Raw genomic sequence first — 20288 nt, 5'->3', positions numbered from 1 at the left:
ACTCGTCATGCACAAGCTTGTAACCCTACCTACCATGCTGGCCCTGAGCATCGGCCTAGTGGCCTGCGCCAACCAGCCCAATCAGAACCTTGAAGAGGCGCGCAGCAGCTTCTCCGCTCTGCAGAGCGACGCCCGCTCAAGCAAGGTCGCAGCCCTGGAAACCCAGGACGCCAGCAACATGCTGGACAAGGCCAACAAGGCATATCTGAACGATGCCGACGAAGAAACGGTGGATCAGCTGGCCTACCTGACCAAGCGCCGCATCGAACTGGCCGAGCAGACTATTGCCCTGCGCGCGGCCGAAGAGGATCTCGGCAAGGCCTCCGCGCAGCGCGCCGAAGCCCGCCTCGAAGCCCGGGACGCGCAGATCCGCAAGCTGCAGGAGGACATGCAGGCCAAGCAGACCGAGCGCGGCACCCTGGTGACCTTCGGTGACGTTCTGTTCGACCTGGACAAGGCCGAACTTAAACCGGCCGGTATGCGCGGCATCCAGAAGCTCGCTGAGTTCCTGAACGAGAATCCGGAGCGCAAGGTGGTAGTCGAGGGTTATACCGACAGCACCGGCTCCGACTCTTACAACCAGCAGCTTTCCGAGCGCCGCGCCCAATCCGTGCGCCGCGCATTGACCCACGCGGGCGTCGATCCACAGCGCATCCAGGCGGTGGGCTATGGCGAGCAATACCCGGTTGCGAGCAACGACTCGCCGTCCAGCCGCGCGATGAATCGCCGCGTCGAGGTGACTATCTCCAACGACAGCCAGCGCGTCGCGCCACGTTCGTCGATGGAGTGACCACGGACCGTGGGCATGGCGAGCTGATGCCCTGCCCCTTTAGCAGCCCGTCGCCCTGACGGGCTGTTTTATTTGCTCTCCTGCGGCGCATCCTGACCCATGCAGCGCACGGCGCGCTTCTTCCTGTCGACCAGCACGCCTGTCAGGCCCTTCTGTTCGGTATCGAACAGCACCAGCACACCATCGATGCACTGAGCCACCTGCGACGCCGGCTTCAGCGATACCCGGTAATCCTCGCCGGGAACGGTCTTGAGCATGGTGTAGTCAGCCAGCAGCAACGCATCCTCTGGCTTGGCGATATGCACGTAGCCGTAATAGGACAGCACCGCGACCGTGCCAAGCACGCTGCCGATGGCGGTCAGGATCAGGGGAATGGGATTGCGTTCGGACATGGACGGTCTCATCGAGGCAAAGAGGCGCATTGTGACAAATTCGAAGGTCGCCTGCGGCTCATTTACCGCTGGCGCGGGTTTCACCGCGGGCCTGTGAGGTCGCCTCGTAGACCCGCTCGGCCAGGCGCGAGAAGGGCAGGCTCTGGATCCAGACGCTGCCGGTGCCCTTGAGGGTGGTGAGCAGCAGCCCTTCGCCACCGAACAGCATGCTCCGGAGGCCGCCGGCAAGCTGGATGTCGTAGTCGATGCCCTGCGTGAAGGCCACCAGGCAGCCGGTATCCAGCCGCAGGGTTTCGTTGTTCAGCTCCTTGCGAATCACGGTGCCGCCGGCATGCACGAAGGCCAGTCCATCGCCTTCCAGGCGCTGCAGGATGAATCCCTCGCCACCGAAGAAGCCTGCGCCGATGCGCTTGCTGAAGCTTATGCCGATGCACGTGCCATAAGCCGCGCAGAGAAAGGCATCCTTCTGACAAAACAGCTTGCCGCCCACAGCAGCAAGATCAATCGCTACCACTGTGCCCGGATAAGGCGCGGCGAAGGCCACGCGTGCCTTGGCCTTGCTTTCATTGGTGAAGTGAGTGAGGAACAGTGACTCGCCGGTGAACATGCGCTTGCCCGCGCCCCACAGCTTGCCGAGCACGCCGCTCGCCGAACCGTCGCCCATGCGCGCTTCGAAACGCACGCCGTCGGTCATGTAGTTCATTGCTCCGGCTTCGGCGATCACCGTCTCGTCTGGATCGAGGATGATCTCCACGCTTTGCGCGGACTGACCGAGGATTTCGTATTCGAGTTCGTGGCTGGACACGGCGAGCTCCTGAAGCGATCGGGTTGCGGCGCTGCAAGGATCCGGCAGCTCCCCGCCGTTGCCTATTTGCGCCCGAGAATGCGCAGGATACGCAGGAACAGGTTGATGATGTCCATATAGAGCGCGGCTGCGCTGTCAATCGCATTGTCCAGCGTCTTGGGGATCTGATTCGCCCGGCCCCAGTCCACGCCGACATAGCCGCAGAAGATCAGCACGACGATCCAGTCGATCACGCCGTGATGAATGCCGAGGATGAACACCTCGACCAACTCGACGACGATCACCAGCAACAACGCCACTGTCAGCGCACCGGCGATGCTGGCGAAGAACTTCGGAAACAGCGTGCCGAGCAGCATCATGCCCAGGGTAACCAGCGCGGTGATGCGTATCGCCTCATGCACCAGAGAGGCGTCGTAGCGGCTCACCACCAGGTTGACGATAAGCCCGAACGGCACCACGACCAGGTTGTAGCCGAAAAAACTCACCCAGGGCTGGTTCGAACGATGAAACAGCCAGGCGCCGGTGAGGCAGCTAGCGAAGTAGCCGCCAAAGAACAGCCAGGGATGGATGCTGCGAATGGACTCGACCGGGATGTTGCCGACCATCCACCAGTTGACCCAGAAGCCCCAGCAAAGCGTGAGGCCGATGACGAGGTTGTAGGCGCCAGCCGAGAGGGTGCGATCGAGCGGACTGGACTGGCGGGCAAAGACCGGGTTTTCCATATCGTTACGCTTCCTTGCGTGGGTGGTGTCGGATATCCGGGATCAGAGAATGTTCGCGTAGTCGGCTTCGATGCGATCCAGGCTCAGGTGATTGAGGAAGTTGGAGAAGCACATCCAAGCCGACAGCGCATTGAGGTCCTGAAATTGCTGCGGCAGATACTTGGGCGGGACGACCATGCCCTCGTCTACCAGCTGGCGCAGCGTGCGCATGTCCTCAAGCGTGGTCTTGCCGCAGAACAGCAGCGGGATCTGCTCCAGCCGGCCTTTGCGCACGGCTAGCTGGATGTAGTTGTAGATCATGATGAAGCCCTTCAGGTAGGACAGGTCCTTGGTGAAGGGCAAACCATCGGGGGTCGAGCCGCGGAACACCCGGCTGGCATTGCTGTAGCAATCGTCGTCGCCATAGCCCTGCTCGCGGAAGAAGGCGAACACGTCGAGGAAATCCGCGCCCTCCTCGGCCATGTGGATGGCGCGGGTGCGGTTGGTCAGCTTGCGCAGGCGCGTCGGGTAGGAGGCGAAGGCGATGACTTCCATCAGGATGGCCAGGCCCTCCTGGGTCACCGTCGAGGACGGTGGCCCCTTGGCGAGGAAGGTGCAGATCGGCTGGTTCTGCCCGTTGAGCGTGGTGCCGACATGCACCAGTCCTTCGTGAACCTCCAGCGCGCGCACGTCACGCTCGTTGAACAGCGCGTCGCTGCGGATCTTGATGTAGTCGGCGCCCGCTGCCGCATCGGCGAGGATGCCGTCGGATTCGAAAACACGGATCACGCCCTCGCCTTCGCCGAACACCACATCCAGCCGCTTCTGCAGCAGCTCGACGGCCTGCGGCGCGGTGAGATTCTTCGGCTCGTCACGCAGGTCGCCACGGTCGGCGATGTTGTTCAGATAGTCGGAGAGCATAAGGCCGAGGTCGGCCAGGGTTGGATCGCCAGCATGGAAGGCGTCGGATGCCGCGCCGTAGAGCTCCTGGGAGATCATGCCGAAGTCCGGTGTGCCACGCGCCTCGAGCATGCGGATGACCATGCGGTATTCCTTGCACATGCGCCGCATGATCTGCCCGACGGGGTTGAACTGGCCTAGCTGGCGGGTGATGTCGCGCTCGATGTCCTGGAATTCCTGCTTCTTGGCGCTGGAATCGAAGGCCAGTGGCCGGCCCTCGTAGTAGCCGCGATCGATCTTCGGCAGCTCGCGGCCCTTGGCGGCGAAAAAACCCTGGCGGGTATTCTCGTCCCACTTCACCGCGTCCAGTACGCGCACTGGCGTCTGCGCCTCGACGATGCGGTCGGACAGCCCGCGCACGATGGTCTGATACTCGTCCAGGTTGTTACGGCTGTTCATCAGTCCCTCTTCACGGATGACCCGTACCCTTGAGGTTATACCCGCAGCGGCCGAGGCCGGCACACTGCGGGTCGGTCGACGCTCAGTGGATCAGAGTTCCGGACGCATGTGCGGGAAGAGGATCACGTCGCGGATCGAAGGCGAGTTGGTCAGCAGCATCACCAGGCGATCGATGCCGATACCCTCGCCCGCGGTTGGCGGCATGCCGTACTCCAGCGCACGAACGAAGTCGGCGTCGAAGTGCATGGCTTCGTCATCGCCGGCATCCTTGTCCGCCACCTGCGCGTGGAAGCGCTCGGCCTGATCCTCGGCATCGTTGAGCTCGGAATAGGCGTTGGCGATCTCGCGGCCACCAATGAACAGTTCGAAGCGGTCGGTGACGTTGGGGTTGCGATCGTTGCGTCGGGCCAGCGGCGAGACCTCGAACGGGTACTCGGTGATGAAGGTCGGCTGTTCCAGCTTGTGCTCGACCAGCTCCTCGAAAATCATCACTTGCAGCTTGCCCAGGCCTTCATGGCCGAGCAGCTTGGCGCCGGCCTTCTTGGCGATGGCACGGGCCTTCTCCAGATCGTTGAGATCGGAGGCCGATATCTCCGGGTTGAACTTGAGGATCGAGTCGAACACCGACAGCCGCGCGAACGGCTCGCCGAAATGGAACACCTTGTCGCCGTAGGGCACGTCGGTGCCGCCAAGCACGGCCTGGGCCAGCTCGCGGAACAGCTCCTCGGTGAGATCCATGTTGTCTTCGTAGTCGGCGTAAGCCTGGTAGAACTCGAGCATGGTGAACTCGGGGTTGTGCCGGGTCGAGACGCCTTCGTTACGGAAGTTGCGGTTGATCTCGAACACGCGCTCGAAGCCACCGACCACCAGACGCTTGAGGTAGAGCTCCGGCGCGATGCGCAGGAACATCGGCATGTCCAGCGCGTTGTGATGGGTCTCGAACGGTTTGGCCGCAGCGCCGCCGGGAATGGTCTGCAGCATCGGCGTTTCGACTTCGAGGAAGTCACGCTCGGCGAGGAACTTGCGGATATGCGAGATGACCTGGGAGCGCACACGGAACGTTTCACGCACCTCCTCGTTGACCATCAGGTCGACGTAGCGCTGGCGATAGCGCTGCTCGGTGTCGGTCAGGCCGTGGAACTTGTCCGGCAGCGGGCGCAGCGACTTGGTCAGCAGGCGCACGCTGTTCATGTAGACGTAGAGGTCGCCCTTGCCGGAGCGCGCCAGGGTGCCCTCGGCGGCAATGATGTCGCCCAGGTCGAAGTGCTTGACCGCCTCGACCTGCTCGGCCGGCAGCGTCTTGCGATCGACATAGACCTGGATGCGCCCGCTCATATCCTGCAGCACCATGAATGGCCCGCGGTTGAGCATGATGCGCCCGGCGACCTTGACCGGAATGGCGGCCGCCTCCAACTCCTCCTTGGTCTTCTCGGCGTACTGTTTCTGCAGGTCGCCTGCATAGCGGTCGCGACGGAAGTCATTGGGGAAGGCATTGCCCTGCTCGCGCACGGCAGCAAGCTTTTCCTTGCGCTGGGCAATCAGCTTGTTTTCTTCCTCTTGGATGGCGTGCTGGTTCAGCGGTTGTTCGCTCATTGCGGGTCGTCCCGGTCAAATCGTTTCAATGGAGGTGCTTGCGGCTTGAGGCTTGCAGCTGCTCTCAGAGCCCCTGTTTCAGGCTGGCTTCGAGGTATCCGTCGAGGTCGCCGTCGAGCACCTTCTGGCAATCGCTGCGCTCCACACCGGTACGCAGATCCTTAATGCGCGAGTCGTCGAGCACGTAGGAACGGATCTGGTGCCCCCAGCCAATGTCCGACTTGCTGTCTTCCAGCGCCTGAGAGGCGGCGTTGCGCTTCTGCATTTCCAGTTCGTACAACTTGGCCCGCAGCATTTTCATGGCGGTGTCCTTGTTGGCATGCTGGGAACGCTCGTTCTGACAGGCCACTACGGTGTTGGTCGGTACGTGGGTGATACGCACTGCCGAGTCGGTGGTGTTGACGTGCTGACCACCAGCACCGGAGGAGCGGTAGGTATCGATGCGCAGGTCGGCCGGGTTGATCTCGATCTCGACCCTGTCGTCGATCTCGGGCGAGACGAACACTGCCGAGAACGAGGTGTGGCGGCGCGCGCCGGAGTCGAACGGACTCTTGCGCACCAGGCGGTGCACACCGATCTCGGTGCGCAACCAGCCAAAAGCATATTCACCCTTGATGTGAACGGTAGCGCCCTTGATACCGGCGACTTCGCCCTCGGACAGCTCGACGATCTCGGCAGTGAAACCGCGCTTGTCGGCCCAGCGCAGGTACATGCGCAGCAGGATGTTCGCCCAGTCCTGCGCCTCGGTGCCGCCGGAACCAGCCTGGATGTCCAGGTAGCAGTTATTCGGGTCCATCTCGTGGCTGAACATGCGGCGGAATTCGAGCTTTTCGAGGATTCCGCGCAGACGGTCCAGCTCGGCGGCCACATCATCAACGGCGCCTTGATCATCTTCTTCGACCGCCATGTCGAGCAGGTCGCGAGAGTCGGCAAGTCCGCCATCGAGATCATCGATGGTTTCGACAATCTGCGCCAGGGTGGCGCGTTCACGGCCCAGGCTCTGGGCGTATTCGGGCTTGTTCCAGACGTTGGGGTCTTCGAGTTCGCGGTTTACTTCGACGAGACGATCATGCTTCTGATCGTAGTCAAAGATACCCCCGAATTGACAGGGTGCGCTCGGACAGGTCCTTGATGCTGTTGAGGATCGGGTTGATTTCCATAGGTAGGCAGCTCTCAATCGGACGGTGCAAAAGCCGGCGATTATAACTCAGCCGACCCGTGCTGACAGCCCGCCGGACGTGCCGGCGGACGGTCAGGAAACGGATTTGCCCTCATGACGGTCGATCAGGCACTCACACCGCGTACCTGGCTTTCCAGCTCGGCTTTGAGTTGCGGATCGAGCTGCAGACAGCGGGCAAGTTCATCCAGATAGGCACGCTCCATGAAATGCTCCTCGTCGACCATCAGCACGCTGGCCAGATACATCTCCGCAGCCATCTCCGGGGTACTGGCGACACTGGCCACGTCAGCCGGGTCCAGCGGCTTGTTCAGCTCAGCCTCCAGCCAGTGCTGCAGATCAGCATCGGCCAGCTTGCCCAGCTCCGCCTCGATCAGCTGACGCTCTCGGGCATCGACATGGCCGTCGGCCTTGGCCGCTGCCACCAGTGCCTTGAGAATGCCCTGGCTGTGGACCTCGACCTCTGCCGGCGGTAGGCGATCGATGGTCTGTGGCGTCTGCTGCTGCGTCCCGCCCTGCTGTGCCTGCCAATTGCTGTACGCCTTGTAGGCCAGCACCCCGAGTGCAGCCAGACCGCCGTAGGTCACCGCCTTGCCGCCCATCTTGCGTACCTTGCGGTTGCCCAGCAGCAGGCCCATGGCACCGGCCGCCAGCGCGCCGCCACCGGCACCCGACAGGGCATTGCCGAGCGAACCGCCGCCAACGCCGGAAAGCAGGTCGCTCAAACCGCCTTTGCCGGGCTTTCCGCCTGCACTGGATTGCTGCTTCTGCAGCAGGTCCTGACCGGACCTGAGCAGTTGATCGAGAAGGCCACTGGTTTTCATCGAAGTCCCCAAACGGATTGAATCAGGATTTGAACAGCAGTGCTCAGTCGAACGACTCGGGCACCTGACGAATCGGCGTGTCGCGATGGGCGGCACGCACGTACTGCGCCGGCCAGGCCACGGAACTGTCACGCAGGTCCTCGGCGGCATGCAGCGGCCAGTACGGATCACGCAGCAGTTCGCGGGCGAGCAGAATCAGGTCGGCCTGACCGGTGCGCAGGATGTGTTCGGCCTGCACCGCCTCGGTGATCATGCCGACCGTGCCGGTGGCGATACCCGCCTCCTTGCGCACGCGCTCGGCGAACTGGGTCTGGTAGCCCGGCCCGACTGGAATATAGGCGTTGGCAGCAGTGCCGCCGGATGACACGTCGATAAGGTCGACGCCAATTTCCCTGAGCCGCCGCGCGAGTTCGACGGTTTCGTCGGCATTCCAGCCATCATCGACCCAGTCGGTCGCCGAGAGGCGGACGAACAGCGGCAATTCCTCGGGCCAGACCTCGCGAACAGCCGCCGTAACCTCCAGGAGCAGGCGGATACGGTTATCGAACGAGCCGCCGTAACGATCCTGGCGCTGATTGGATAGCGGCGAAAGGAACTGATGCAGCAGGTAGCCATGGGCCGCATGCACCTCGGCGACCTTGAAGCCGGCTGCCAATGAGCGCTCGGCCGCCTCGACGAACGCCTGCACGACGCCCGCGATGCCGGCATCGTCCAGCGCCGTCGGCACGGCATGTTCAGGCGAGAAAGCAATGGTCGAAGGGCCGACCGGGGTCCAACCGCCAGCGGCGATGGGCACGCTGCCATGCTTGCCGAGCCAGGGCCGCCACGTACTCGCCTTGCGCCCGGCATGGGCCAGCTGCACGCCGGCGAACGCGCCCTGCGCCTCGATGAAGCGGGTGATACGGCGTAGCGGCTCGACATGCTCCTCGGACCAGATGCCGAGGTCGTCCGGCGAAATACGCCCCTCAGGGCTGACCGCCGTCGCTTCGATGATCACCAGCCCGGCGCCACCGACGGCCCGACTGCCCAGATGCACCAGATGCCAGTCGTTCGCCATCCCGGCCTTCGCCGAGTACTGGCACATGGGCGATACGGCAATCCGGTTGGGCAGTTTGAGCTGGCGCAGGGTAAGCGGCTGGAAAAGCTGGGACATGTCGGCCTCTACTGTCGGTGATGCGGATTTGACACCCGTCAGTAGAGACCGTTTCGCCGCTCATGCCCAGCCCGACATCGGTGGAACTGTCTGCCTCAGGCAGCGCTAACCTGCACCGGCACACCGTTGAGCGCGGCATTGCCGGATACATCCAACTGGCGCTCGTCAGTCAGGTCGTTACTGCTGGCGCCCGGTTGCTGCCGGGCGATATCCATTTGCACGCCAGGACGGGCGTGGCCCCAGCCATGCGGCAGGCTGACCACGCCGGGCATCATCTCCTCGCTGGCCAGCGCCTCCACCTCGACCACGCCGACCCGGGAATGCACGCGCACCCGCTGGCCATCCTGCAAAGTCCGAGCAGCCATGTCCGCAGGGTGCATCAGCAGCTGGTGACGCGGCTTGCCCTTCACCAGGCGCTGGTAGTTGTGCATCCAGGAATTGTTGCTGCGTACATGCCGGCGGCCGATCAGCAGCAGCTCGTCGCTCTTGGTCTGCGGCTCGGCGGCGAAACGCTGCAGATCGTCCAGCATCAACGCCGGCGCGGCCTGGATGCGCTTGCTCGGCGTTTTCAGGCGCCTCGCCAGATTCGGCTTGAGCGGCCCGAGATCCAGACCGTGGGGATAATCCTCCAGCGCTGCCAGGCTCAGCTTGCGCTCTGACTTGTCACCGTATGGCCCATGGCGCAGCGCCAGGTCCATCATCTGCTGCGGCGGCATGGTGGGCTTCAGCTCGACACCCACCCGCCCCGCGTAGGCCTTAGCCAGCCCGATGAAGATTTCCCAGTCGTGCAGCGCGCCCTCGGGCTTGGGCAGCACCGGCTGGTTGAAGCGGGTGACGTTGCGCACGGCGAGCAGATTGAATGTCGCATCGTAATGGTCGTGCTCCAGCGGCGCGGTCGGCGGCAGGATCACGTCGGCATAGCGAGTGGTTTCGTTGATGTAGAAATCCACGCTGAGCATGAACTCCAGGCCATCCAGCGCCTGCTCCAGCTTGCGCCCGTTGGGTGTGGAAAGCACCGGGTTGCCGGCCACGGTGATCAGCGCACGCACCTGCCCTTCCCCAGGCTCGAGCATCTCTTCGGCCAATGCCGCTACCGGTAGTTCGCCGCCATATTCGGGCAGTTGCGACACCCGACTACGCCAGGCGTCAAAATGGCCGCCCTTGGTGGTCTCCACCAGATCCACCGCCGGCTCGGTGCACAGCGCGCCGCCGACCCTGTCGAGGTTGCCGGTGACCAGGTTGATCAGCTGCACCAGCCACTGGCAGAGCGTGCCGAAGGCCTGGGTCGAAACGCCCATGCGTCCGTAGCAGACCGCCCTGTCCGCCGCCGCGAAGTCCCGCGCCAACTGGCGGATCTGTTCGGCCGGTACTCCGCAACGGGCGCTCATCGCCTCTGCCGTAAAGGCGGCGATTGCCTTTCGCACCTCCTCGATGCCGTCCAGCGGGAGTTCGGTGGTACGTGTCAGGCCTTCCTCGAACAGAGTATTGAGCAGCCCGAACAGCAGCGCGGCGTCCTGTCCGGGGCGCACGAACAGATGTTGATCGGCTATCGCGGCGGTCTCGCTGCGCCGCGGGTCGACCACCACCAGCTTGCCTCCGCGGGCACGGATCGCCTTCAACCGTTTTTCCACGTCAGGCACGGTCATGATGCTGCCGTTGGACGCCAGCGGATTGCCCCCCAGGATCAACATGAAATCGGTGTGATCGATGTCCGGCACCGGCAGCAACAGGCCGTGGCCGTACATCAGATGGCTGGTCAGGTGATGCGGCAGCTGATCGACCGAGGTCGCGGAAAAGCGATTGCGCGTCTTCAGCAGCCCAAGGAAGTAGTTGCTGTGGGTCATCAGCCCGTAGTTGTGCACACTCGGGTTGCCCTGATAGATGGCCACGGCATTGGCGCCGTGGCGCTCGCGGATCTCAGCGAGGCGCTCAGCGACCAGTTCATACGCCTCGTCCCAGCCGATCGCTTGCCACTCATCGCCGCAGCGCCGCATCGGGTGGCGCAGCCGGTCAGGGTCGTTCTGGATGTCCTGCAGGGCGACAGCCTTGGGACAGATATGGCCGCGGCTGAAGCTGTCGAGGGGGTCGCCCTTGATCGAGAGGATTCGCTCGCCTTCGGTCTGGATAGTCAGACCACAGATGGCTTCGCACAGATGACAGGCACGGTGGTGGACGGTCGTGTCGCTCATTTCGGATTCCCGCATGGCGCTGTTGTTGTCCAGCCACTCTAGGCGCCACGGCCATGGGCAACAATCAGACGTCTTTACGGGGAATGGCGCTGGATTCAGCCGGCCTATCGTCAGCCGGCATGCATCGATCAGCGCGGGGCGATATGCGCCACCATCAGCTGCACGCTTTCCTGACCGCGGTACTCGTTGACGTCCAGCTTGTAGGCCAGCTCCGCCCAGCGCACCGTCGGATTCGGCCAGATTTCGCGGTCGACGTTGAAGGCAATGCCGTCGAGGGTCAGCGATCCACATTCGCTCTTGAGCACCAGCTTCAGATGGCGCTCGCCGACGATACGCTGCTGCACCAACTGGAACACCCCATGAAACATCGGCTCGGGAAAGTGCTGGCCCCAGGGCCCGGCGTTGCGCAGCGCACGCGCCAGTTCCAGGTGGAACTCCTCGACGCTGAGCTGGCCGTCGGTAAGCAGCCGACCGGTGAGATCGTCCTCGCACAGCTGGCGGCGCACTTCGGCATCGAAGGCGGCGGCGAAGGCACCGAAGTTGGCTTGCGGCAGCGACAGCCCGGCCGCCATGGCGTGCCCGCCGAACTTGCTGATCAAGCCAGGATGCTTGGCGGCAACCGCATCCAGCGCATCGCGGATATGAAAGCCCGGCACCGAGCGCGCCGACCCCTTGAGCAGCCCGTCGCCAGCATCGGCGAAGGCGATGGTCGGGCGGTGGTAGCGCTCCTTCAGGCGCGAAGCCAGGATGCCGATCACGCCCTGATGCCAGTCCGCCTCGAACAGGCACAGGCCGAACGGAAGATCCTCCAGCGGCAGGTCCTTGAGCTGCGCCAGCGCCTCGCGCTGCATGCCCTGCTCAATGCTCTTGCGGTCTTTATTCAACTCATCGAGCTGGACCGCCATGTCGCGCGCCAGTGCCTCGTCCTCGCAGAGCAGGCATTCGATGCCCAGCGACATGTCATCCAGCCGCCCGGCCGCGTTGAGCCGCGGTCCGAGAATGAAGCCCAGGTCGGTAGAGGTGATGCGTCGATGGTCGCGCCCCGCCACTTCGAGAATCGCCCGCAGGCCCGCCCTCGCCCGCCCCGCGCGAATCCGCGCCAAGCCCTGATGGACCAGGATGCGGTTGTTGGCATCCAGCGGTACCACGTCGGCGACACTGCCCAGCGCCACCAGATCGAGCAGCTCAGCCAGATTCGGCTCGGCCCAGCCCTGACGGGTGAACCAGTTCAGCTCACGCAGGCGAGCGCGTAATGCCAGCAGCACATAGAAGATGACCCCGACACCGGCGATGCACTTGCTGGGAAAGGCGCACTCAGGCTGATTGGGGTTGACGATGGCATCAGCCGCCGGCAGTTCGTGGCCCGGCAGGTGATGGTCCGTGACCAGCACCTTGAGCCCTGCGGCCTTGGCCGCCGCCACGCCGTCGACACTGGAGATGCCGTTGTCCACGGTCACCAGCAGATCGGGCTCGCGCTGCAAGGCAACGGCAACGATTTCAGGGGTCAGACCGTACCCGTACTCGAAGCGATTGGGCACCAGGTAATCGACGTGGGCAGCGCCAAGCTGGCGCAAGCCAAGTACACCCACGGTGCTGGCCGTCGCGCCATCGGCATCGAAATCGCCGACGAACAGGATGCGCTGACGCTTTTCCAGCGCCTCGACCAGCAGTTCCACCGCGGCATCGATGCCCTTGAGCTGCTTATAAGGAATCAACCGCGCCAGCCCCTTGTCCAGCTCCTCAGCGCAGGTCACGCCACGGGCCGCGTAGAGGCGCTGCAGCAGCGGCGGCAGCTCGCCAAGGTCGGGCAGCTGCTCGGGCAGGGGGCGGGGTTCGATACGCATGGAATTCCGGGCTCGGTGAAGGTCGTTTACAGGGAGGTGGCGGCGCGAGCGGCCTGGTCGTACAGCCCGGACATGGCACGCAGCATGCCGGCCAGGCGGTGGATCTCATCGGGATCGATATTCAGGTTCTCGAACGACGCGATCAGGCATTCGCGGCGGATGTCGGCGTATTCCTGGCAGAGCGCGCGACCCTTTTCGGTGGTGCGATAGAACATTTCCTTGCCCTGCTTGGCACCTTCCACCAGGCCGAGTTTGCTCAGCTTCTTCAGCGCGTAGGTCACGGTGTGCGTGTCTTCCACGTTGAGCAGCAGGCAGATGTCCGCCTGTCGCTTGGCGCGGCCGCGACTGGCGAGGTTGTGCAGCACCATGACGTCCAGCGCGTTCATCTCTACCGTGCCGCAGGCCTGCATGCAGCGCTCCATCCAGCGCATCAGCGCGGCGCTGGCGACGATGATGCCGTACTCCAGTTCAGAGAGTTCCTGCGACTGCTCGGCGAGGTGCGCCGAAGCGACGATCGAAGATCGCAACGGGCGGGGGCTTTTGGCGTCAACCATCTTGAGTTCCTGATTGATGAAGCGGCAGCGCCGTTCGTATCGATGGGGCGGGCAAGGATACAGCAATGTCCGCTCAGGCACTTCAGACGCCCGACGGAAGAAATACGTTGATAATTTATCAATACTTTATCAGTGTATCGATCCTCGACACCGCCGCAAACGCACCAGTCCATTTCGAAAGGAGCAGCCATCGTGAGTCGTCTCTTACTCAATTGCGACATAGGGGAAAGCTTCGGCGCCTGGACCATGGGTCTGGATGCCGAGGTGATGCCTTTCATCGACTGCGCCAATGTCGCCTGCGGCTTCCACGCGTCCGATCCGCAGATCATGCGGCGCACGGTCGCGTTGGCACGCAAGCATGATGTGCGCATCGGCGCCCATCCGGCCTATCCGGATCTGGTCGGCTTCGGCCGGCGCTCCATGGCCTGCAGCCCGGCCGAAGTGGAGAACATGCTGCTCTACCAGATCGGCGCGCTCGACGGCATCTGCCGCGCTGAAGGCACGCAGGTCCGCTACGTCAAACCCCACGGTGCGCTGTACAACGACATGATGCGCCAGCCCGACCTGCTGCGCGCAGTGATGAGCGCCATCAAGGCCTACAGCGCCAACCTGCCGTTGATGCTGATGTCCACCCGCGACAACAGCACGAGCCAGGCGCTGGCAGCGGAAATGGGCATCACCCTGTGGTTCGAGGTGTTCGCTGACCGCGCCTATGACGCCGCCGGCATGCTTGTTTCGCGCAGCCTGCCAGGCGCCGTCCACCACGATGCAGAAACCGTGACCGACCAGGCCCTGTGCCTGGCCAAGGGCGAGGCGCTGATTGCGAGCGATGGCAGCGCGCTGATTCTGCAGGCCGATACCCTCTGCGTGCATGGCGACAACGCCGGTTCCATAGCCGCCGTCCAGCGCATCCGTCAGTCGCTGCAGGCGCTTCCCGCATGAAGCCGCGGATCGAAGTGGTCGGCGTCGACAGTCTGTTGCTGCGCCTGTTCGATCAGATCGATGAAGACAATATGCCCTGGATGCTCGCCGCCAGTCAGCGTGTGCGCGAAACCTTCGGCGCGGCACTGATCGATCTGGTGCCTTCCTACACCACCCTGCTGGTGCATTACGACCTGACCCGGCTGAACGATCAGCAGGCCCGCCAGCATCTTCATCAGGCCCTTGAAGGTCTTCAGCCGGCCGCTGCCGAAAGTGCTCGCCAGCACGATATACCGGTGTGGTACGACCCGAGCGTCGGCCCGGAACTGCAAGCGCTGGGCGAGCGCAGCGGCCTCGGTGTAGCCGGCGTGATCGAGCAACACAGCGCGCATATCTATCAGGTATTCGCATTGGGCTTTGCACCGGGCTTCGCCTTTCTCGGACTGGTGGACGAACAACTGGCAAGCCCGCGCCTGGCCACACCACGCAAGCGGGTGCCGGCCGGCAGCCTGGGCATCGCCGATCGGCAGACAGCGATCTACCCGCTGGTTTCGCCGGGCGGCTGGAATCTGATCGGGCGCAGCCCGGTTCGTCTGTTCGACCGCGAGCTCGACGGCTACAGCCTCTGGCAGCCAGGCGACCGGGTGCGCTTCGTGCCCATCGAGCGCGCCGAATTCGTCCGCCTGGGCGGTGACGACAGCCCCTTCGAGGAGACCGCTGCATGAGCCTGCTTATCGAACGCGCCGGCGCATTGGCCAGCCTGCAGGACGGCGGCCGTATGGGCGTCCGCCACCTCGGCGTTACCCAGGGCGGCCCGGTGGACTGGATTTCCCACGGCTGGGCCAACTGGCTGCTTGGAAATCCTGCGCAGGCCGCTACGGTGGAAATCACGCTGGGGAATTTCAGCCTTCGCGCGCAAACCGATACCTGCCTGGCGATCTGCGGTGCCGATCTCGGCGCCGCGCTCGATGACGAAGCCATCGCACCGGGGCGCAGCTTCGAGGTCCGTAAGGGTCAGCTGCTTGCCTTCGCGCATCCAAAGCGAGGCGTTCGCGCCTATCTCGCCGCACCAGGCGGCTTCCAGGCGACACCGGTGTTGGGCAGCTACGCCACGGTCCGGCGCGAGCAGCTCGGCGGCTTGGCCGGTGACGGCCAAGCGCTGGCCAAGGGCGACCGCTTGCACTGGCTCAGTGGTGTTTCTGCTGCTCGCCGAGAGCTGCCAGTGCAAACCGTCACCCCACTATCGAGCCCGACCCTGGCGGTCGTGCTCGGCGCGCAGATTGGTGATTTCAGCGGCCAGAGCCTGTTCGATGCCTTCAACAGCGACTGGACAGTCGATCAACGAGCCGACCGCATGGGCGTGCGCTTGCTCGGCCCCACGCTTCACAGCACGCGCTCATCCATGATTTCCGAAGGCGTGCCGCTGGGGGCGATCCAGGTTCCGGCCGACGGGCAGCCGATCATCCTGCTCAACGACCGCCAGACAATCGGCGGCTATCCACGCCTAGGCGCGCTGACACCTGCGGCGGTGGCCCAGCTGGCGCAGTGCCTGCCCGGTACCTCGCTCAGGCTCAAACCGATTTCACTGGAGGCCGCGCAACGCGCGCACCGCGAACTGCTCGCCCAGTGGCGGTAGTCGCTCATAAGGAGCCGCTGACCAGCAGCCAGTTATTCCTACAAGAACAACATTGCCGGGTATGACCCGGGCGCATTTCTACCTGCCCCAACGCCAAGAAAAAGAAGGTATCCAATGCAAGCCACACAAGCCGAACGCGGCACTCCCGCCCAGCGCAACGTCCTGCGCGGCGCCATTTTCATCATGGCGACTTCGTCCATCGGACCCGCGTTTCTAACCCAAACGTCGCTGTTCACCGAGAAGTATCTGGCGAGTTTCGCCTTCGCGATCCTGATCTCTTTGCTCATCGACATCGGTGCCCAGCTTAATATCTGGCGGGTGATCACCGTTGCCAACCTGCGCGGCCAGGACGTCGCCAACCGCGTGATACCCGGCGTCGGCCATCTGATATCCGCCTTCATCGTGCTTGGCGGCATTGCCTTCAACATCGGCAACATCGGTGGCGCCGGCCTGGCGATGAATGTGATCTTCGGCGTCCCGCCGATAATCGGCTCGCTGATCGCCGCGGTGCTGATCATCGGCATCTTCCTGCTGCGCAACGCCAAGGGCGTGATGGACTCGGTGATGCAGGTTCTCGGCCTGGTAATGCTGTGCATGATCGGCTACGCCATGCTGCAGTCGAATCCACTGCTGCTCGAAGCGATGAGTCGCAGCTTCAATCCGGACGACCCATTGATCCTGCTGCTGCCGATCGTGACATTGGTGGGCGGCACGGTCGGCGGCTACATATCGTTTTCCGGTGGCCATCGCCTGGTAGAGGCCGGCATCACCGGGGTAGAGAATGTCAGGCTGGTAACCCGCGCGGCTGTGATCGGTATCGCTACCACCGGCGTCGTGCGCATCTGCCTCTTTCTTGCCGCGCTCGGGGTCGTCAGCCAGGGCCTGACTCTCGACCCGAGCAACCCCGCTGCGTCGGTGTTTTCCCATTCGATGGGCACCATCGGCTACAAGACCTTTGGCGTAGTGCTGCTGGCCGCTTCGGTTTCATCGGTGATCGGCGCCGCTTATACCAGTGTGACCTTCATGTACTCGCTGCATGACAGCATCCGCCGGCATAACCAGCGAGTGGTGATCGCCTTTATTGCCTGCTCGACGCTCATCTACAGCTTGGTCGGCCAGCCCGTGAAGGTTCTGGTGGTAGCGGGCACGCTGAATGCCCTGGTGCTGCCGCTGGCACTGGGCTGCATACTGCTCGCATCGCGCAAAACGAACATCGTCGGCGACGCCTACCGCCACCCCACCTGGATGCTGGTGTTCGGCATATTGGCCATGCTGGCCACGGCGGTCGGGGTGGTGATGTCGTTCAATGCGCTGCTGGAGTTCTGGCAAGCGTGACTGGCACGGCGGGCGCTCTCAGCGCTCGCCGAGCAACCAACCCAACTTCACTTCGAACTGGCCACGCTCATCGGTGATGAACAACGTGCCGTCACTGATCATCACGCCCCACTGCAGACTACGCGGCAAGTCCTTGACCAACGCGGCAAGTGACTCCGAGTCGATGGTGGCAATGGACAGATTCTTCAATCCCTTCACCGCATCGATCACCTTGCCCTGCCAGACGCGCAGATTGCCATAGGCAACCAGACTGACGCGTTCGGCTCGTCGCGAACACCAGGTCAATCGCTCTGCATCCGGCTGACCCACTTCGATCCAATGAAGGACGCGGCCATCCAGACTCTTTTCCCAGAGTGCTGGCTCGTCCACATCAGAGAGGCCGCGACCAAAGGCCAGCTGCTCGCTATACCAGAGCGCATAGGCAATCAATCGTACGCCGAGGCGTTCTTCGGTTTCCGACGGGTGTTTGGCGACCGTAAAGCGCAGATTCTCGTAAACCCCGCGGTCCAGGTCCGTGAGATTCAGCTCGACTTTGTATGGTGTGGCTTGCAGGGCCATGAACGGCCTCCGTTGCGAAAAGGCGCGCAGTCTACCGCAAAGCGGTCAACACCGATCCTCGCTGCGGCCTTCGACACCGTCGGTACGAACGGAAAAATACGCTCATCAGGAGAAACCCCCGACGAACGAACTTTGACAATTATTCTCATTCTGATTAGCATCCCAACCGTCAACGAATTCAACGGGTAGTGCTTCTATGTACGTCTGTCTTTGCCAGGGTGTCACCGACGGCCAGATTCGCGATGCCATCTACGAAGGCTGCTGCAGCTACCGTGAAGTACGGGAAACGACCGGCGTCGCCACCCAGTGCGGCAAGTGCGCCTGCGCCGCCAAGCAGGTCGTGCGCGAAACGCTCAGCAACGTGCAAAGTGCCCAGGCCTCACTCGCCTACCCTGCCAGTTTTGTTCAGGCTTGACAGACTGAAGCCATGAAGCCGGGCCATGCCCGGCTTTTTTTTGCCTGCAAATCAGCAAGTTGCTCAGAAGGATGCGGAACGCAACTATTCTCGCTAGGGTTTAGCTTTAGCATTCAATGACTTAGGTTTGACAGGTCACCTGAGCGTGGCCAGACTGCTTGCATTCCCACCGCGTCAGGCAGGCTAACTACATGAAAGGCGACAAGCTGGTCATTCAGCACCTCAACAAGATCCTCGGCAATGAGCTGGTAGCCATCAACCAGTACTTCCTGCACGCGCGCATGTATGAGGACTGGGGTCTCGGCAAGCTCGGCAAGCATGAGTACGAAGAATCCATCGACGAGATGAAGCATGCGGACAAGCTGATCAAGCGCATCCTGTTCCTGGAAGGCCTGCCGAATCTGCAGGATCTGGGCAAGTTGCTGATCGGTGAGAACACTCGCGAGATGCTCGAGTGCGACCTCAGGCTGGAGCAAGGTGGCGTGCAGGATCTGAAGGTCGCCATCGCTTATTGCGAAAGCGTCGGCGACTACGGCAGTCGCGAGCTGCTGGAAGACATCCTCGAATCCGAGGAGGAGCATATCGACTGGCTGGAGACGCAGCTGAGCCTGATCGACAAGGTGGGCATGGAAAACTACCTGCAGTCGCAGATGGACGACTGATTCAGTAGCAAGCCCATATAAAAACGCCCCGACTAGATCGGGGCGTTTTCGTTTGCAGCGAAGAGAACCGCTTATTCCTGCTCGGCTGCTTCAGCAGGCTGCTCGGCTGCGGGCTGCTCGGCCTCGCCACCCTTGATATCCAGCAGCTCGAGATCGAAGACCAGCACCGAGTTGGCCGGGATCAGCGGGCTCGGGCTTTGCTCACCGTAGGCCAGTTCGCTCGGGATGTAGAGCTTGTACTTCTCGCCCACATGCATCAGCTGCAGACCTTCGACCCAACCTGGAATCACACCGCCGACCGGCAGATCGATCGGGCTGCCGCGCTTGATCGAGCTATCGAAGACGGTGCCGTCGGTCAAGCTGCCCTCGTAGTGCACGGTCACCACGTCGTTCTCGGTCGGTTGACGGCCTTCGGCCGCCTTGACGACTTCGTACTGCAGACCGGATTCGGTGGTCTTCACACCTTCACGCTTGGCGTTGTCTTCGAGGAACTTCTTGCCAGCCTCGACCGCCTTGGCATTCATCTCAACCATGCGCTCTTCGGCACGGGTCTGCAGGAAGGTGAAAGCCTCCATCAGCTGCTCATCGGTGAGCTTCTGCTCCTTCTTGCCGATGGCATCTTCAATACCCTGCGCAACAGCCTGGGAGTCGAGATCATCCATACCCTCCTGCGCAAGGCTCTTGCCCATGTTCAGGCCGATACCATAGGACGCCTTCTGCGCCGGAGTGTCCAGTTTGACACTGGTCTGCGAGTCGCAGCCGGCCAGCACCAGGCCAACCAGGGCAACCGCAGGCGCCAAACGATGATGTCTCAGTCTCATGCTGTTTCCTTAAATACGCTGTTGGGCATTCGAAAAACCGATGGTCGAGCTTAGCAGCGCATCCCGGCACTGGCTACCGCACCCCAAGGCAAGGACCGTAAAGAGATTGCAAAGAACGGACGCGCGTAGCAATCCCGACAGCAGGATCGAGCCGAGCGAGAAGCGGCACCCGCAGCTTCCGCCCAAAAATATCCAGGCAAAAAAAAACGGCCTAGATGGCCGTTTCTTTCGTTGCTTCAGGGCGTTCAGTGGACCCGTGAAGCGAATATGGCGCAGCGGACGGGACTCGAACCCGCGACCCCCGGCGTGACAGGCCGGTATTCTAACCGACTGAACTACCGCTGCGCTAAACCTCGAGTGGTGGGTGATGACGGGATCGAACCGCCGACCCTCTGCTTGTAAGGCAGATGCTCTCCCAGCTGAGCTAATCACCCGTTTGCTCTCGAAGTGGGGCGCATTCTAGAGAGGGTTCCGCACCTTGGCAACCCCCTTTCGAAAAAAAAATTGCAGAAGTTCCAAAGACTTAGGAAAACCCTCGATTTACCAGCCGATTTTTCTC

Annotated in this window: 20 protein-coding genes and 2 tRNA genes; 7 read left to right on the top strand and 15 right to left on the bottom strand. The window is 62.7% G+C overall.

Annotated features, from left to right (window positions below; genetic code table 11):
• Nucleotides 1-7 precede the first annotated feature (7 nt).
• Nucleotides 8-790 (top strand): lipotoxin F family OmpA-related lipoprotein LptF, encoded by a 783-nt coding sequence (gene lptF / locus CW305_RS04375; protein ID WP_014820987.1) that lies wholly within the window; start codon nucleotides 8-10, stop codon nucleotides 788-790.
• 68 nt (nucleotides 791-858) lie between these two features.
• On the opposite strand, the gene CW305_RS04370 is transcribed toward lptF, so the two are convergent.
• From CW305_RS04370 to CW305_RS04320, 11 genes are all read right to left on the bottom strand, one after another.
• Nucleotides 859-1182 (bottom strand): PA3694 family proteiin, encoded by a 324-nt coding sequence (locus tag CW305_RS04370; RefSeq protein ID WP_014820988.1) that lies wholly within the window; start codon nucleotides 1180-1182, stop codon nucleotides 859-861.
• A 58-nt stretch (nucleotides 1183-1240) separates the two neighbouring features.
• Complete coding sequence (locus tag CW305_RS04365; protein WP_014820989.1) at nucleotides 1241-1987, bottom strand: TIGR00266 family protein; 747 nt, start codon at nucleotides 1985-1987, stop codon at nucleotides 1241-1243.
• 62 nt (nucleotides 1988-2049) lie between these two features.
• Nucleotides 2050-2709, bottom strand: a complete 660-nt coding sequence (locus CW305_RS04360) for a Bax inhibitor-1 family protein (RefSeq protein WP_104097191.1) — start codon at nucleotides 2707-2709, stop codon at nucleotides 2050-2052.
• A gap of 42 nt (nucleotides 2710-2751) precedes the next feature.
• Nucleotides 2752-4047 (bottom strand): flavohemoglobin expression-modulating QEGLA motif protein, encoded by a 1296-nt coding sequence (locus tag CW305_RS04355; RefSeq protein WP_003283839.1) that lies wholly within the window; start codon nucleotides 4045-4047, stop codon nucleotides 2752-2754.
• Between the two features lie 90 nt (nucleotides 4048-4137).
• On the bottom strand, nucleotides 4138-5640 hold the full coding sequence (lysS, locus tag CW305_RS04350) for a lysine--tRNA ligase (protein WP_104097190.1): 1503 nt from the start codon (nucleotides 5638-5640) through the stop codon (nucleotides 4138-4140).
• Between the two features lie 64 nt (nucleotides 5641-5704).
• Nucleotides 5705-6800, bottom strand: a protein-coding gene (prfB, locus tag CW305_RS04345; protein WP_096780450.1) for a peptide chain release factor 2 whose coding sequence is annotated in 2 segments (ribosomal slippage) — nucleotides 5705-6727 and nucleotides 6729-6800 — 1095 coding nt in all. Because the reading frame shifts where the segments join, the coding sequence is not laid out codon by codon here.
• 124 nt (nucleotides 6801-6924) lie between these two features.
• Nucleotides 6925-7641 (bottom strand): tellurite resistance TerB family protein, encoded by a 717-nt coding sequence (locus CW305_RS04340; protein WP_104097189.1) that lies wholly within the window; start codon nucleotides 7639-7641, stop codon nucleotides 6925-6927.
• Nucleotides 7642-7684: 43 nt separating this feature from the next.
• Nucleotides 7685-8794: an NADH:flavin oxidoreductase/NADH oxidase gene (locus CW305_RS04335; protein WP_104097188.1), complete on the bottom strand. Its 1110-nt coding sequence runs from the start codon at nucleotides 8792-8794 to the stop codon at nucleotides 7685-7687.
• 95 nt (nucleotides 8795-8889) lie between these two features.
• A complete protein-coding gene (locus tag CW305_RS04330; protein WP_104097187.1) occupies nucleotides 8890-10983 on the bottom strand; it encodes a molybdopterin oxidoreductase family protein in 2094 nt (697 codons plus the stop codon).
• Between the two features lie 128 nt (nucleotides 10984-11111).
• Nucleotides 11112-12827, bottom strand: coding sequence for a single-stranded-DNA-specific exonuclease RecJ (recJ, locus tag CW305_RS04325; protein WP_104097186.1), 1716 nt, complete (start codon nucleotides 12825-12827; stop codon nucleotides 11112-11114).
• A gap of 26 nt (nucleotides 12828-12853) precedes the next feature.
• On the bottom strand, nucleotides 12854-13381 hold the full coding sequence (locus CW305_RS04320) for a winged helix DNA-binding protein (RefSeq protein WP_046618750.1): 528 nt from the start codon (nucleotides 13379-13381) through the stop codon (nucleotides 12854-12856).
• A gap of 192 nt (nucleotides 13382-13573) precedes the next feature.
• On the opposite strand from CW305_RS04320, the gene CW305_RS04315 reads away from it, so the two are divergent.
• From CW305_RS04315 to CW305_RS04300, 4 genes are all read left to right on the top strand, one after another.
• Nucleotides 13574-14323, top strand: a complete 750-nt coding sequence (locus CW305_RS04315; protein WP_104097185.1) for a 5-oxoprolinase subunit PxpA — start codon at nucleotides 13574-13576, stop codon at nucleotides 14321-14323.
• Nucleotides 14320-15027: a 5-oxoprolinase subunit PxpB gene (gene pxpB / locus CW305_RS04310; RefSeq protein ID WP_104097184.1), complete on the top strand. Its 708-nt coding sequence runs from the start codon at nucleotides 14320-14322 to the stop codon at nucleotides 15025-15027. The genes CW305_RS04315 and pxpB overlap by 4 nt, the downstream gene beginning before the upstream one ends.
• A complete protein-coding gene (locus tag CW305_RS04305) occupies nucleotides 15024-15938 on the top strand; it encodes a 5-oxoprolinase subunit C family protein (protein ID WP_104097183.1) in 915 nt (304 codons plus the stop codon). The genes pxpB and CW305_RS04305 overlap by 4 nt, the downstream gene beginning before the upstream one ends.
• 114 nt (nucleotides 15939-16052) lie before the next feature.
• Nucleotides 16053-17273 carry an NRAMP family divalent metal transporter gene (locus tag CW305_RS04300; protein ID WP_104097182.1) on the top strand — a complete coding sequence of 407 codons (1221 nt, stop codon included), beginning with the start codon at nucleotides 16053-16055 and terminating at the stop codon, nucleotides 17271-17273.
• A gap of 18 nt (nucleotides 17274-17291) precedes the next feature.
• On the opposite strand, the gene CW305_RS04295 is transcribed toward CW305_RS04300, so the two are convergent.
• Nucleotides 17292-17831, bottom strand: coding sequence for a YaeQ family protein (locus tag CW305_RS04295; protein WP_003300734.1), 540 nt, complete (start codon nucleotides 17829-17831; stop codon nucleotides 17292-17294).
• Nucleotides 17832-18027: 196 nt separating this feature from the next.
• Here CW305_RS04295 and CW305_RS04290 point away from each other — a divergent pair, with 196 nt between their 5' ends.
• Entirely contained in the window at nucleotides 18028-18246 is a 219-nt protein-coding gene (locus CW305_RS04290; protein WP_104097181.1) for a bacterioferritin-associated ferredoxin, read from the top strand.
• 191 nt (nucleotides 18247-18437) lie between these two features.
• On the top strand, nucleotides 18438-18908 hold the full coding sequence (bfr, locus tag CW305_RS04285) for a bacterioferritin (protein ID WP_003300730.1): 471 nt from the start codon (nucleotides 18438-18440) through the stop codon (nucleotides 18906-18908).
• A gap of 71 nt (nucleotides 18909-18979) precedes the next feature.
• On the opposite strand, the gene bamJ is transcribed toward bfr, so the two are convergent.
• The 3 genes from bamJ to CW305_RS04270 form a co-directional block, all read right to left on the bottom strand.
• Nucleotides 18980-19729: a BamJ family beta-barrel-assembly machinery protein gene (gene bamJ, locus CW305_RS04280; protein WP_044315268.1), complete on the bottom strand. Its 750-nt coding sequence runs from the start codon at nucleotides 19727-19729 to the stop codon at nucleotides 18980-18982.
• Between the two features lie 268 nt (nucleotides 19730-19997).
• Nucleotides 19998-20074 (bottom strand) — tRNA-Asp (locus CW305_RS04275).
• A gap of 13 nt (nucleotides 20075-20087) precedes the next feature.
• Nucleotides 20088-20163, bottom strand: a tRNA-Val gene (locus CW305_RS04270).
• Nucleotides 20164-20288 lie beyond the last annotated feature (125 nt).

Origin of the sequence: Stutzerimonas kunmingensis, from assembly GCF_002929225.1 — a bacterium.
GTDB lineage: Bacteria > Pseudomonadota > Gammaproteobacteria > Pseudomonadales > Pseudomonadaceae > Stutzerimonas.
The sequence above is the reverse complement of the archived record's forward strand: the minus strand, read 5'-3'. Positions and strand labels throughout refer to the sequence as shown.

Coding starts and splice junctions, on each gene's coding strand:
- lptF (WP_014820987.1), top strand. CDS start 8: ATGCACAAGCTTGTAACCCTACCTACCATGCTGGCCCTGAGCATCGGC.
- CW305_RS04370 (WP_014820988.1), bottom strand. CDS start 1,182: ATGTCCGAACGCAATCCCATTCCCCTGATCCTGACCGCCATCGGCAGC.
- CW305_RS04360 (WP_104097191.1), bottom strand. CDS start 2,709: ATGGAAAACCCGGTCTTTGCCCGCCAGTCCAGTCCGCTCGATCGCACC.
- CW305_RS04355 (WP_003283839.1), bottom strand. CDS start 4,047: ATGAACAGCCGTAACAACCTGGACGAGTATCAGACCATCGTGCGCGGG.
- lysS (WP_104097190.1), bottom strand. CDS start 5,640: ATGAGCGAACAACCGCTGAACCAGCACGCCATCCAAGAGGAAGAAAAC.
- CW305_RS04340 (WP_104097189.1), bottom strand. CDS start 7,641: ATGAAAACCAGTGGCCTTCTCGATCAACTGCTCAGGTCCGGTCAGGAC.
- CW305_RS04335 (WP_104097188.1), bottom strand. CDS start 8,794: ATGTCCCAGCTTTTCCAGCCGCTTACCCTGCGCCAGCTCAAACTGCCC.
- CW305_RS04330 (WP_104097187.1), bottom strand. CDS start 10,983: ATGAGCGACACGACCGTCCACCACCGTGCCTGTCATCTGTGCGAAGCC.
- recJ (WP_104097186.1), bottom strand. CDS start 12,827: ATGCGTATCGAACCCCGCCCCCTGCCCGAGCAGCTGCCCGACCTTGGC.
- CW305_RS04320 (WP_046618750.1), bottom strand. CDS start 13,381: ATGGTTGACGCCAAAAGCCCCCGCCCGTTGCGATCTTCGATCGTCGCT.
- pxpB (WP_104097184.1), top strand. CDS start 14,320: ATGAAGCCGCGGATCGAAGTGGTCGGCGTCGACAGTCTGTTGCTGCGC.
- CW305_RS04305 (WP_104097183.1), top strand. CDS start 15,024: ATGAGCCTGCTTATCGAACGCGCCGGCGCATTGGCCAGCCTGCAGGAC.
- CW305_RS04300 (WP_104097182.1), top strand. CDS start 16,053: ATGCAAGCCACACAAGCCGAACGCGGCACTCCCGCCCAGCGCAACGTC.
- CW305_RS04295 (WP_003300734.1), bottom strand. CDS start 17,831: ATGGCCCTGCAAGCCACACCATACAAAGTCGAGCTGAATCTCACGGAC.
- CW305_RS04290 (WP_104097181.1), top strand. CDS start 18,028: ATGTACGTCTGTCTTTGCCAGGGTGTCACCGACGGCCAGATTCGCGAT.
- bfr (WP_003300730.1), top strand. CDS start 18,438: ATGAAAGGCGACAAGCTGGTCATTCAGCACCTCAACAAGATCCTCGGC.
- bamJ (WP_044315268.1), bottom strand. CDS start 19,729: ATGAGACTGAGACATCATCGTTTGGCGCCTGCGGTTGCCCTGGTTGGC.